The following is a 13,660-nucleotide window of genomic DNA, read 5'->3' as shown; positions in this document are numbered from 1 at the left end:
GTGGTCATTTTTTATGACTCAATTCAAAATAAAAAAGAGAGAAGTATTTTTTACTTCTCTCTTTTTCTAAAAAACGAAAATTATTTAAAAAAATTATGAAGCTAATTTAGAATACCACTTTTTAGCAATTCGCATCTCCTCTCCTATTATAAAATTTTTCTCATCTACTTTGAAAATTTCAAGAGAAACTCTGTCTTTAGAATCATATAGTTCTAATAATAATTCTAATTTTTCAATATTATTTGTTCCTTGCTTAAATGTATTAACAATAGTACATTCTTTTATATTTTTCAAGTCAAAGGCAATTTCTTTCTCATAATGATCAGTATTTCTAGAAAAATACAATTTAGAATTATCAGTACTTATACCTATAACTGAATTATCAGTCCAAGTGTCTAATTCCCCTATTTTTTTATTATCTATAATTGCTAAGGCATCTAATTTTGCTATAATTCTCTTTCTTTTTTGTAGTACACTTTTATTGATTAAAAGTATTGGTAACAAAATAATAGCGGATAAGACTATCCCTATTATCATATTTGGTGTATCCATTTTATATATAATATTTAGTTTAACTTTTAAATTTATTGTATGTTATGAACTAAATCTTACCAAAAATTATGAAATGGAAATATTATTTGTGTTGTTGAAAAAAATATAGAAAAGCTATTTTGCTTCTTTCTGTTTAAATCTATTAATGTAGAAAAATATAGCTCTTTTTTGAAAGAAAATGAGGCAACAAATTTTGAAAAAGTATTTTTAAATGAAAAAGTATTTTCAGAACTTAAATGCTCTACAAATTGATTTTCCGCTTTAATTTGTATCGCTACATTATTAACTTTCTGAGAAAATTCATTGTAAAAAGACTCACTTACATCATTGATATTAGTGGTAACATGAGAATCATTACTATTTCCATTTATAAAAACAGTAATGATTAATAAGAAAAATAAGTATCTAAAGTACTTACTCATATTTTTACAATTTAGCACCAAATGTAACTACAATTTTAAATTAAATATTTTAAAAAGATGTTAATTTATTTTCTTAAAAATAAAATGACTTTTTTAATCCCTTTTTGCTCTTTTTTGTTTGTAAAATGCCTTAGTACTAATGTAAATAGTTTTATCTAATGTCGTAAAAACGATATCTTTCCCATTGGAAATATTTAACTGTTTCACTACATCTATTTCTTGTTTTTCATTTACTAGCTCTTTGATTTCAGCAATTTCTTCCTTTGTAAATTCAAAAGTCACAAAAGCATTAGCATATACAGGTCTTTTAAATCGAATTTCTGTTGATTTATCCCAAACCACATACTCTTTTCCTAAAATTTGCATTAATTGAATCATATAAATAGGATCTGTAGCAGAAAATAAACTTCCTCCAAACATAGAACCTACATAATTCTTATTTTTATAAGTTAAAGGAATTTTAATTTTTACAACATGTAAATCATCTGATACAAAAAATATTTTTCCACAACTTCTTCGATACATTGGAGAAATATTAAACATCATTTTAAATAATGTAGACTTCTTAAAAAAACGATTTAAAAATATAAAAACAGCATCATACATTTTTTATACGGTTAAATTGGCAACAATATCTTTGACCGGTAAAATCGCTTTTGTGTGTTCAATACTTGGTCCAGCAACCCAAACTGTTTTATACGTTACTTGCGTAGCTGCTTTTTCCGTTGCCTTCATTCCAATATAAAAACGAACCATTTTAACCCATTTTTTTAATGATTTATTTTTATTCAATATACGTTCTAACCAACTTTGTCTTGTTCCTACTTTTTGTACATAAGGAGTATTAATTACAGTACAAGGCGTACCTGAAATACGCTCTGTCATTACAATATCTTTAGCTCCATAATCTACACAAGCTTGCTTATATTCATCTGAAACTCCTGCTTCAATTGAAGCTATAAACGGACTTCCTACAGAAACACCAATAGCACCATAGCTTAACATAGACTCAAAATCTTGCTTGTTTCCTACTCCACCAGCAGAAATTACAGGCAAAGTAGTTCCTTCGTTAAGTTGTTTGATTAATTCACTTGGTTCAATATTTCCTCTATGCCCACCTGCTACATTATTTACTGCAATTAATGCATCCGCATTCAAACTTTCTACTTTTTTTGCAAAAGCTAAATCGGTTACATCACAAAAAACTTTAATTCCTACTTTATGTGCTTCTTTAATTGTTTCTTCTGGACTACCTAGAGAAGTTATAATAAAATCTACTCCTTCTTCACATAACACTCTAAGTTGTTCTTTATATTTTACATTTGATTTATTTACAATTAAATTATATCCAAAACTTCCACCTTCAACTTTTGCGGCTTTTAATTCTTTTATAGAAGCTCTTAGTTCTTCTAATGTTCTATAATTCAATGCGGGAATACAACCTGCAATACCACTTTTCATTCCTTCAATCACCATTTTAGTATTGGATACTAAAAACATTGGAGCCATAATAATTGGATATTTTATCCCTAAAAGTGTTTTTAAATCTGATTTTCCCATTTTAAATTTATTTGATTCAAATATAAGAAAAGATTATTAATTACTATGCATGCATACTATTTTAATTTATTCCTAAAAAATATTATCTCCTCTTTTTTGTAGCCTTACTAGCTGCTGCCTTATTGATTACATACTTCATTGAAGAATTTTGAAAACTATACGTATTATTTTGTGTTTTATTTTTTAAATTCACATCACCATTTGGTAACAAAACAAACTCAAAACCTTCTTTTCTGTTTCTTTCTTGTGTTTCGGATGCTGTTCTATTTTTATCTAAAAAAACAGTTTCAATAATATGACTCGATTTTTGAGTATTTCCAATTAATAATTCCTTACTTTCAATATTCCAAATCTGAGACTCCATTATATCTTGATTTTCTTTTTTAACTTTTGTTTCAATAGCATTCTTCTCTTGCCAATTTAAACAATATAATTTTACACCATTTGTAGTAAATGATTTTATAGTAAAATTTAAAGGATTAAAAACAACTGATTCTATTTTTTTCAATTCTAAAGTATCTTTTGAAGAACCGTTTGTTACAAATAAAACTAGCTTCTTACCTTTTTTATCTGTAATAATTTCAGCAGAAAGATTATCTAATTTTGCTAATACTGATTTTGATGTTGATGTTGTTTTCTTTGATGTTTTCTTCTTTTGACTATAGCCTAATGATGTTACAGTAAGTAATAAAAGCAAAATTATTTTTCTCATTTTTCAATTTTTAAGACGCCAATGTACAAAAAAAGAAATCACAAATACATTAAAAAATTACAATAAATTTAACAATAACTCAAATTTTAAGCTCAAAATAAACTGAAATGTTAAATATATCTAATAATTTAAAGAGAAAAATAAAAATGTAAAGTTTTTAAAATAAATTTGGCTACTATCAAATCTAAAGTTAATAACCAAAAAATTATGTTTAAAAAAATTACGCTAATTTCAACATGTTTGCTTTTGTTATGTAGTATTGAAGGATACTCCCAAAAACGAAACAAAAAAAAATCAAAAGAAACAGCAACCGCACAAGTAAAAAAGCCTGAAGAAAAAAAAGGACCAAAACCTTATAATAAAGTAATTGATTCAACGGCTATAACTCAAAAAGGATTAATCGATGTTCATAAAATAGGAGATAAATTCCTCTTTGAAATTTCAGATTCTCTTATTGGAAAAGAAATAATGACCATTACTCGTTATTCAAAAACACCAGCTGGTGGAGGAATATTTGGTGGAGAAGAAATAAACAGACAAGTAGTAAAATTTGAAAAAGGACTGAATAACACCATTCTTTTACGTTCTATTACTTATGTAATTATGACTCCAGATGAAGACAAACCTATTACAAAAGCAGTAAGAAACTCAAGTTCAAATCCTATCATTGGAAATTACGAAATCTTAGCTTTCAAAAAAGATGGATCAGGAAAAGAAAATACAGGATACGTTATAGATATGAACGCTACTTTTGATGCAGATGTACAAACCTTCTCATTAAGCCCTGTTAACAAACAATTATTAAGCATTCAGTCATTTCAAAAAGATAAATCTTTTATACAAGATATCAAAAGTTTTCCTATAAACACTGAAATTAGAACTGTAAAAACATTCTCTACAGAACCACAAAGAATTTCAAGAACTCCAACACCAAAAATTGGAGTAAATCTACCTTCTGGTTTAGATGCAGGAGTTGTTACACTAGAACTAAACACTTCAATGCTATTATTACCAGAAAAACCAATGCGTAAAAGAGCTTTTGACAAACGTGTTGGATATTTTGCAAATCATTATGATGTATTTGAAGAAGAATCATTAAAATCAGATAAAGAAGTTTTTGCAGTAAGATGGAGATTAGAACCCAAATCTGAAGAAGATGCGCAAAGACAAAAAAATGGTGAATTAATTGAACCTAAAAAACCTATTGTATACTATATTGACCCTGCAACACCTGAAAAATGGAGATCTTATATCAAAGCAGGAATCGACGATTGGCAAGAAGCATTTGAATTTGCAGGTTGGAAAAATGCAATTCGTGGAGAATATTGGCCAGAAAACGATCCGACGATGAGCTTAGAAGATGCTCGCTTCTCAGTTTTAAGATACTTTGCAGCTGACATTCAAAATGCGTACGGTCCTAATGTTCACGATCCAAGAACAGGAGAAATACTAGAAAGTCACATTGGTTGGTATCATAATATCATGAGCTTATTACGCGATTGGTATTTAATTCAAACAGCAGCAGTAGATCCAGCAGCAAGAAATAAAACATTTGATGATAAACTAATGGGGGAACTTATCCGATTTGTTTCATCACATGAAGTGGGTCATACGCTGGGACTACGTCACAATATGGGTGCTAGTTTTGCAACTCCTGTTGAAAAATTAAGAGATAAAGATTTCCAAAAAGCAAACGGACACACTTCGTCTATCATGGATTATGCACGTTTCAATTATGTTGCTCAACCAGAAGACGGTGTAACTGATTTATTTCCAAGAATTGGAGATTATGACAAATGGGCAATCAAATGGGGTTATTCATATTTTGATGGAGCTAAAAATGAAGATGAAGAAAAAGCTAAACTTAATGAAATGACCAAAGACGCTTACAAAAATCGTCGTCTATGGTTTGGTACAGAAACAAGTCCGTATGATCCAAGATATCAAACAGAGGATTTAGGAGACGATGCTATGAAAGCTTCAGAATATGGTATTAAAAACCTAAAAAGAATTTTACCAAATTTAATAGAATGGAGTAAAGAAGATGGCGAAGATTATTCAGAATTAGAAGGATTATACGGTTCATTAGTAGGTCAGTTTAGAAGATATATGGGACACGTTACAAAAAACGTAGGTGGAATTTATGAAACACCAAAAACCTATGATATGGAAGGCGATTTATATGAAGTAGTACCTTCAAGTATTCAAAATGATGCTGTATCATTCTTAAATGAACAATTATTTACAACACCAACATGGTTATTAGACCAAAACATATTAGCCAAGATAAATCCAGATAATGGTGTTGAAGCTATAAAAAGCCTTCAAGATAGAACCCTTTCTAGTTTATTAGATGGAGATAGATTAGTTCGATTAATTGAAACATCATCTCTAAGCAAAAAAAATTATTCAGTAGATGAATTAATGAGCGATTTAAGAAAAGGAATTTTCTCAGAAGTAAAAACTAACGCTCCTATTGATATTTATAGAAGAAACTTACAAAAACTTTTTGTTGAAAATGTTATTAAAGCATTAGATATTGATAAAAAAGCAACAGCAAGATTTAATAGAAAAACTATAAAATTAAGCGAAACAGATATCCCTTCAATTGCAAGAGGTCAGTTAACAGAACTAAAATCTCAATTAAAAGTAGCCGCTAGTCTAACTAGTGACAGATTAAGCAAGTTTCACTTACAAGATTTAGTTTCAAGAATAGATACTGCTTTAAATCCTAAATAATTTAAAAACACATCCATTTTAAACCGTTTCATTTTTATGAAGCGGTTTTTTCATTATTAGCAACAAAAAAACACACTACAAATCAATAATCTACAATTATAATAAAAATATTTTTATTATAATTTTTACTACGCGAAATAATTACGTACTCCGTTTTGAATATTTGTACTGTTAAATTTTATAAAATGGAGACTGAGAAACTAAATATTCTAAAACTAAAATATAAGGATAATTTTAAAACAAAAAGTGACAACAGTTCTGTATTATTACTGTATTCATATATTTTAGAAAAAGAGAACGTTGATAGCGATTGGTGGAATGAAGACCACGGTTGCAACGATGTTGTTGGAATTTTAGAAAGAAATTTTAGTGATTTCGATTGGGAAATGTTAGAGAAAGATCTTGAAAATTGGACGCTGAATCAAATTGAATTGTTTACTCTCAGTATTATTAATGGTTCCTGTGGAAATGGATTATTTGAAGATTTAAAAGTTAGAGGTTTACAAAAAAGGTATACTTATGAAAAAAGACTTCAAATACTAATTAAGATTAGTAAAGATCAAACTTTAATAATATGGGATAATATTGATTTTTTAAAGAGATTTCCATATATGCCTTTCGAATCAATTAATAAGATAGCAATAAACATAGGGTATTATAACTATCTTTTAGAAGAATGGAAAGACTCACATGAAATGAAAGTTATGAAAGAATTAATTCAAAATTCAACAAAATAAAGAAAAATTAAAACAAGTGCCGTAAAAGAGAGTTACTTCGCTTTTCCCACTAGAGTTATAAGTAGAGCCATATAGTTAGTACTAACTATTAGTTTAATTAAAACACTATCACAGTCTCTTTTTGCTTTTTGCCTTGTTTTTAAATGACTAGCGTAAAATAGTTGCGTAGTAGAAAACTACATTTGTAGTATAAAATATAAGATGTCGTTATAAAGAGTGTTCCTTCGTTCCAAGATAGAAATTAAAACACCTTTAGACTATTAATCTTATAACCAAAGAGTGCCGTGGTAAAAGAGTTCCTTCGATTCCTACTTAGACCATCTTTTTACATTTTTTGCCTCTTTATTTTAAATTAAGAATTAAACTAAATACTAAAAATATCAAGTGTCGTAGAAAAGAATTACTTCGATTAAGGTTTCAGTAATTCAGGTTCGAATCCTGATTCCGAGAGGAATGGTGTAATGGTAACACACTGCAATAGTATCTTTTCGAATATTACCTTGATTTTATTAAGATGGAAGTTAGAAGTAGGAAGAAGGATTTTTACTATTTAAGTTGTTGTTATTGTGAAAGTAATATTCAGTCTTTTTCTAAAAATAAAATTTGAAAAAATGAAAGTAGACAATGAAACTTATAATTATTCTTGTACTATAAATAATCAAGAATTCAAATATGAGTTAAAAATTATTGCTCGTTTTAATGAAAATTTAGTACAATGTCCAATTTGCGAAGCTTACCAATGTTGCGGAGCTAGAGATAAGTTTATTTGGGCAGAATTTGAAAATGAAAAATTAGCAATACATTTTGAAGATGGTGAATTTGAAAATTATTTGTCTAATTGGTACTTTGATGGAATTACCGAAGATGCATACAAATCATTGCCTAAATTCCTAAAGGATTTTAATGAATGTAAAGGATGGGATAATGATGATATTAATCCAAATTCAATAATAGATGCTATAGATTTTAAAAATGCAATGGAGGTAATTAAAAACTCTAAAAATAATGAGAATATTGATTTGTTTTTAACCAATTTTTATCCAATAATCATTGAATTTGTTGATAAAGTCATTAAAGAAAATAAAGTACTCAATATTATAAATAACTAATTACTAAATAAAAGAATGTCGTAGCAAAGTGATACTTCGTCCACATTTGGGGAGGAATAGTGAAGTTGTAAAACCAGCAAGACTATCCAGTTCGACTCTGGCAATGACATGCCCCGTTTCACTTTGCGAATTTTACTTCTTTTTTAAGTTACAAATAGGATGCTTTCAGCAAAACAAGATTGTGGTTAAGGTTTTGAGTTTCTCTTTTACTATATCTATCAAACTTTAAAAATTAACTTTAAGGCTTTTATATTAAACAATAGCAAAAAGGTATTAATTATAGTCTTTTTGCTATTAAATAATAATTTCACTATTTTTTATAAAATAGTTCGTGATAATTAGTGGAATTAGTGTTTGAAATTACTATTAATTCGATGGGTATTTTTGCTTCAATTCTCCCAAAACAAATCCATCATTTCCAATAATTTTAAAAACAACTTGTTTGCTCTTAAAATCAAACTTTAACGTACCAAAACTTTTTGATGTTACCACCTCTCCTATTCGAAACGAATTAGGTTCTCCCGAAAAATTGGTACTTGAATGTGTCAAACCACTACTCGTGAAATCAATTACAGGATAGGACAAACCATTCACTTCTTTTTTAGAAAATTCTGAAATATGTCGGTCACCCGATAAAAGAATAACTCCTTTAGCATTCGAATCCACCAATAAGCGTTCTAATTTATCAACTTCATGTGGAAAATTACCCCAAGTTTCATAACCATGTTCATTAGAAAATACTTGAATACTACTCACAATAACATTAAAATCGGCTGTACTATTTTTTAATTGATCCTCTAACCATTTCCATTGGGTTGCACCCAAAATGGTTCCTTCACCATAGACATTAGGTTTGAATCGTTTTCTAGTTGCAGTATCTTTAGTTAGAGACGTTCTAAAATAGCGTGTGTCCAAAACTAGGACTTTTATTGTTCCTTCTTCTAATGTGTAATCGTGTACAGCATAAACACCTTCTTGTTGGCGTCTTGGGCTATCTTTGGCAACATCCATAAAATCTAAAAAAGCTTGCTGACTTTCTTTTTTAGCTGTAAATTCTATTCCTCCATCGTTTAAACCATAATCATGATCGTCCCATGTGCCAATTACAGGAACCGTTACTTTTAATTCTTGATAAGTTTTCACTGCATTTTGAGCATCATATATTTTTTTTAGCTTAATCATATTATCGGTGTCAGCATAAACAATATCGCCTCCCCAAATCCATACATCTGGTTTTGTGTTTAGAACATCATCCCACAAAAGATTCTCTACACTGTGCTTATTACAAGAACCAAACGCAATTGTAAAATCGGATTGGGTTTCATCTTGTCCATATATTGAAAAAGGAACTACTAAAAAGAGAAGTGATAAAAATTGAAGTGCTAATTTCATTTTTGGAATATTATTTTATAGTACAAAAATAACATTTACAATTCAGCTTGGTATTAAAAGAATATTAATTTACCGCTAACTGCAATTATAAAAAACTAATTACAGCCCAAAACATTTTCTACATACAACTTCAACACTGTGGCAATTCTAATTTTTTTTCAAAAACGCCAAACTTTTTGTGACAAAATATATTTTTATTTTAAGATTGTCACACTTTTTGTGACAAAACGCATTTTATTTTTAAAATTGTTACGCTTTCTGTGGCAAAATTATATTTTTTTAAAAAAATATCACGAAAAAAAGTATTTATATCTATTGCATGCTTAAATTAGAACGATTAGATTTATAATAATAAAAAAGATAATTCAATTCAGTAGAACTAAACCATTCATTCGTAGAACTAAAAACATCTTAAAGATAGAGTACAATTACCATTTATATTTGATGTTTCAAAAATGTTAGAAAAAGACATTAGTACTTACGAAAGTAGGAGAATATTAGTATTTACGCTTAACAGATAGTTATCTTGTGATTAATTCGAGGCTATGAAAATTCCACGATTAATTTTGTACTTGTAAACTTTTGTTATAATTTTATGCAACTGTAACAAGTGCCAAAACGTTAGCGATAAACTTAAAATATCGAGCCTTAAATAAATCAAACAAAAAAATGAATATAATTGAAATAATAAAAAACCAAATCATTTCTGTGAAAGAAAATACAGACAATTTAATTAAGATTATTGATTTACAAGATTGGAAAATTTCTCCAAAGATACTTGAAACTAATATGAATTGGCAGATTGGGCATTTAATTTTAGCAAACTATTTGCACGGAATAGCTTCTATTTCAGGAGCAAATGAAAAAGTCAGAGAAAGAATTAATATGCAAAATTTCATAAAATTTTATGGACCAAATTCAACTCCAAATATGTTTTTAGATGAAAAGCCAAATAATGAAGAACTATTGAAATTATATGAGTTTATCTTTGAACTAATTTATCTTGAAATAAATAAAGTTAAAATTGAAGAATTAAATAATGTAACTGAAATCCCAAATCCAAGTGCAAAAACTAAATATGAAGCATTAACGACATTAGCAAAGCACCAATCTTGGCATAACGGACAAATAGCAATTTTAAATAGAATATTAAAAAATAAGTAAAAAACCGAACTACTAACAGTAATGTTTGTAAAAAATAAATCTAAAGAAACATTTACTGCTTTTGTATTAGGCCTATCAACTAGGAACAGAAGATGAATGTCAACTTTCTGGGGTAATAAGTAAATTACTTTCTACTCAATATAAGATTAAAAAACAAGCAACAGGTTGGCCAGGTCAAATTACAGAATATGCGAATAAATATAAGTTAAGTTGGGAACTGCATTCAAGAAAATTGTACTTTATTATATTTATCAAACAGAAGATTTCAAGAAAGAATCAGAGTTAAAAAACATACTTAAAACTAGAATCTAAAATCAATTTGATTGATTTTAGATTCTAGTTTTGATTTTTGGCATGAAGAATGGTTTGCATTAGTAAATATAAATGAAAAAAGCATTCAATTCCTTTGGTCAAAAGAAAAATTAGAAATTATAAAAGCATTGGATATCGAAATAAAACAAATTAAAAATACTAATTTTTCATCTTTCAACAAACTTTTGAATTAAAAACAATTCCCAAATCATCTACGCAAAATAACTACGCACTACTACTCCACCTTTGTATCAGAAATAAAAAACAAAGGTTATGCAAATTATTATACAATCTAAAAACAATCATTTACTAGACATACTTTACAAAAATCCTGCAACCGATTTAGGTCTATATTGTAAAGAATTGCGTAATGGTGTCTTAATTGGAAATGCAGTGAGTGTAAACGAATACCACTGTTTGTTTCAAGATACCAAAAACAGCTATTTACCAGACGAAGACAATCCAATCGATTTTCAAAGCTATTGCAGTCCGTTATTGGCATTGAACATGGCAACGGAATTTTTCAATCATTTGTTCAAAAGCAACGAAACATTAGAAAACACAACTTTGTCTTGGTTGGGAAAAACCTATGCTGAAATGGATACTTTACCAGCAAATGTAGTAGTACCTACTTTTTTTATCGATTCGGGTTGGTATAAAAATGGAACATTCTTGTTATCCAAATACATTGAGGGTATTTCGGTTGTACCAAAAATTGGAAACAATTATAGTTTGAAAGTAGATGGCAAAACCATTAGAGAAACCTTGCATAAGTTTTCGGTTGTCGCATTGTTTTGTCATTTTACCAATAAACATTCTGAGTACATGTACATTGATGATTATTTCATTCAAAAGCACATTACAATATTGGCTAATTTACCAAATGTTCCTTATTTTGTGTATTATTTGTTCATCAAACGATTAATGCGTTCACCAGAACAGTTTAGAACCTTCAAACCGCAATTAGAAGCTTATTTTAACAACACAATTCAGTTTGTTTTTACCGATACGCATCAATCTCGTAAAGAATTTATTTGCAATAGAATTGAGAATAACGAAGCTGTTTTAGATTTTGGATGTGGAAACTTACAATATTTCAAGAAATTACGTAAAAGTGGTTTCACAGCAGAATATTTGGCACACGATGAAGAGGATTTTGAAGACACCGTAGATAAAATAATTGGCTATGAAAATGTAGAGAACTTGCATTGGATAGCCAATAAAGAAGACTTAATTGGTTTTGAAGGACAAGTAATCTTGAGTGAAGTTATCGAACACAATACATTAGAAGAAGCTACGGAATTGTTGTATTGGATAAAAGAGAACATTCATTTTACAACCTTGTTTATCACGACTCCTAATAGCGAATTCAACGTAAACTATGAAATGACAGAAGAATTTCGTCATGACGACCACGATTTCGAATTAACGAAACAAGAATTCATCAACTTAATCGCTTCGATATTTCCAAATAAAACGGAATATCATGGCATTGGAGATTGCGTTAACGGAGTTTATCCAACAAGCGCCATGATTGTTTACAAACAGTAAATTTAGGACGTCAGTTCGAGTGTTTTTAATGAAACAAAGTGGAATTAAAAATGTATCGAGAACTCGTGAACTGAAAAAAACTTCTCGATACGCTTCGCACTCGAAGTGACGTAGCATATAAATAATAACAACATCACTAATCACTAAAAAATGATCGACATAAAAATAAAAAAAAGAATAGAATGGTTCAGTAACAATCAAATAAACGATTTTGCACCAACCATTTCACCAGCTCCGAAATATATGGAGAGTAGCGAAATAGAAAGCATTCGGCAAGCAGTAAAATTCTTCTTGCGTGAAAATCAAACCGAAATTGTAGTACAAAAAAAGTACATGGGTTCGTATTGTAGTATTTATCTAAAACGGAATTTAGCAGACACCTATTTTATTTCTAGAAACGGTCATAAAATAGAACATATCGATTTGGAAATAGCTAAAAATAGTTTGAAAGAGCTACACCAAAAAATGCTAATTCAATATCCTGATTTTGATACGCTAATTATCGCTTCAGAATTATTGCCATGGAGCATTTTAGGAGGTGGATTAATCGAAAGAGAATACAATGCCTATCATGACGCTTTGGAAACACATACCAATTATTTAGAAAATAGTAATTTGTATCGTAAAATTAATACAGTTAAAGCTTCAGAAAGCTATATTAAGTATCTTGAAGACAATAAAGTATTGAAAAATAAAGAGTTAAAAGAAAAATATCCAAGTCACGTTATAAGACAATACGATGCTATTGCTAATTTGAAAGTAGTCGATATTCCAAAACAAAAGGAATCATTAGCCATTTTTAAAAAACAAATTGATACGTTTGGTAAAGAAGATAGTTTACATTTTAAACCCTTCAATATTTTAAAAGTAGTACATAATGACGGTAAAGAAACGCTTCCGAATAGTAATTTAACCTATACATTAGTAAATGACGATGTCTTTTTACATTTGAATTTTACACCCGAAAATGAAGCCGATAATTTAGCTAAAATATATGATTTTTTTAATACGTTAACTACTGAAAACGAGGAAGGTATTATGATAAAACCAGCGAAAAGTTATGTAAAAGGATTGCCACCTTGCTTTAAAGTAAGAAACAACAATTATCTCACGATGATTTACGGAATCAATTTTAATGCTAATTTTGACTATTATTTAGAACGCAGGAACATCAAAAGAAAATTAGAACAGTCTATCAATGGTTGGGAAATTAACCAACAAATGTTAGAAATTCCATATAAATCCTTGAATGCAGAGAACTATTTAATGAAATTATTGTTGTTAAAACGAATCAATAACGAAGAAATTGAAAAAACGTTAGATCCAAGATTATAGCTTTTTTTAACTTCAGTTCGAGTATTTTGTGGAGTGTAACGGAATAGAAATGTATCGAGAACTCGTGTAATGAAT

General features: G+C 28.7%; 13 protein-coding genes. 7 read left to right on the top strand and 6 right to left on the bottom strand.

Features of this window, described 5'->3' with window-relative positions; all coding sequences use genetic code 11:
* Window positions 1–93: 93 nt before the first annotated feature.
* The 5 genes from LXD69_RS13980 to LXD69_RS13960 form a co-directional block, all read right to left on the bottom strand.
* Complete coding sequence (locus tag LXD69_RS13980) at window positions 94–552, bottom strand: hypothetical protein (RefSeq protein WP_246915859.1); 459 nt, start codon at window positions 550–552, stop codon at window positions 94–96.
* Window positions 553–608: 56 nt separating this feature from the next.
* On the bottom strand, window positions 609–974 hold the full coding sequence (locus LXD69_RS13975; protein WP_045971243.1) for a hypothetical protein: 366 nt from the start codon (window positions 972–974) through the stop codon (window positions 609–611).
* A 93-nt stretch (window positions 975–1,067) separates the two neighbouring features.
* Window positions 1,068–1,520, bottom strand: coding sequence for a DUF4442 domain-containing protein (locus LXD69_RS13970; RefSeq protein WP_246915858.1), 453 nt, complete (start codon window positions 1,518–1,520; stop codon window positions 1,068–1,070).
* A gap of 63 nt (window positions 1,521–1,583) precedes the next feature.
* Window positions 1,584–2,534 (bottom strand): NAD(P)H-dependent flavin oxidoreductase, encoded by a 951-nt coding sequence (locus LXD69_RS13965; protein ID WP_045971246.1) that lies wholly within the window; start codon window positions 2,532–2,534, stop codon window positions 1,584–1,586.
* Window positions 2,535–2,616: 82 nt separating this feature from the next.
* Entirely contained in the window at window positions 2,617–3,246 is a 630-nt protein-coding gene (locus tag LXD69_RS13960) for a hypothetical protein (protein WP_045971248.1), read from the bottom strand.
* Window positions 3,247–3,453: 207 nt separating this feature from the next.
* Here LXD69_RS13960 and LXD69_RS13955 point away from each other — a divergent pair, with 207 nt between their 5' ends.
* The 3 genes from LXD69_RS13955 to LXD69_RS13945 all read left to right on the top strand — a co-directional run bounded on the left by LXD69_RS13955 (window position 3,454) and on the right by LXD69_RS13945 (window position 7,831).
* Window positions 3,454–5,985, top strand: a complete 2,532-nt coding sequence (locus LXD69_RS13955) for a zinc-dependent metalloprotease (protein WP_246915857.1) — start codon at window positions 3,454–3,456, stop codon at window positions 5,983–5,985.
* Between the two features lie 185 nt (window positions 5,986–6,170).
* On the top strand, window positions 6,171–6,722 hold the full coding sequence (locus tag LXD69_RS13950; RefSeq protein WP_246915856.1) for a hypothetical protein: 552 nt from the start codon (window positions 6,171–6,173) through the stop codon (window positions 6,720–6,722).
* Window positions 6,723–7,333: 611 nt separating this feature from the next.
* Entirely contained in the window at window positions 7,334–7,831 is a 498-nt protein-coding gene (locus LXD69_RS13945) for a hypothetical protein (RefSeq protein ID WP_246915855.1), read from the top strand.
* A 366-nt stretch (window positions 7,832–8,197) separates the two neighbouring features.
* Here the strand turns inward: LXD69_RS13945 and LXD69_RS13940 are convergent, their stop codons facing one another.
* A complete protein-coding gene (locus tag LXD69_RS13940; protein ID WP_246915854.1) occupies window positions 8,198–9,223 on the bottom strand; it encodes an alkaline phosphatase D family protein in 1,026 nt (341 codons plus the stop codon).
* 669 nt (window positions 9,224–9,892) lie between these two features.
* Between LXD69_RS13940 and LXD69_RS13935 the strand changes: the two genes are divergently transcribed.
* The 4 genes from LXD69_RS13935 (at window position 9,893) to LXD69_RS13920 (ending at window position 13,585) form a co-directional block, all read left to right on the top strand.
* The gene (locus tag LXD69_RS13935; protein ID WP_045971259.1) at window positions 9,893–10,387 is read left to right on the top strand and encodes a DinB family protein; all 495 of its coding nucleotides are present in this window, start codon (window positions 9,893–9,895) and stop codon (window positions 10,385–10,387) included.
* Window positions 10,388–10,710: 323 nt separating this feature from the next.
* A complete protein-coding gene (locus LXD69_RS13930; RefSeq protein ID WP_246915853.1) occupies window positions 10,711–10,893 on the top strand; it encodes a hypothetical protein in 183 nt (60 codons plus the stop codon).
* 79 nt (window positions 10,894–10,972) lie between these two features.
* Window positions 10,973–12,250 (top strand): methyltransferase domain-containing protein, encoded by a 1,278-nt coding sequence (locus tag LXD69_RS13925; protein WP_246915852.1) that lies wholly within the window; start codon window positions 10,973–10,975, stop codon window positions 12,248–12,250.
* A 150-nt stretch (window positions 12,251–12,400) separates the two neighbouring features.
* Entirely contained in the window at window positions 12,401–13,585 is a 1,185-nt protein-coding gene (locus LXD69_RS13920) for a hypothetical protein (protein WP_246915851.1), read from the top strand.
* The last annotated feature ends 75 nt before the right edge of the window (window positions 13,586–13,660 follow it).

Source organism: Flavobacterium sediminilitoris (assembly GCF_023008245.1).
GTDB classification, from domain to species: domain Bacteria; phylum Bacteroidota; class Bacteroidia; order Flavobacteriales; family Flavobacteriaceae; genus Flavobacterium; species Flavobacterium sediminilitoris.
The sequence above is the reverse complement of the archived record's forward strand: the minus strand, read 5'-3'. Positions and strand labels throughout refer to the sequence as shown.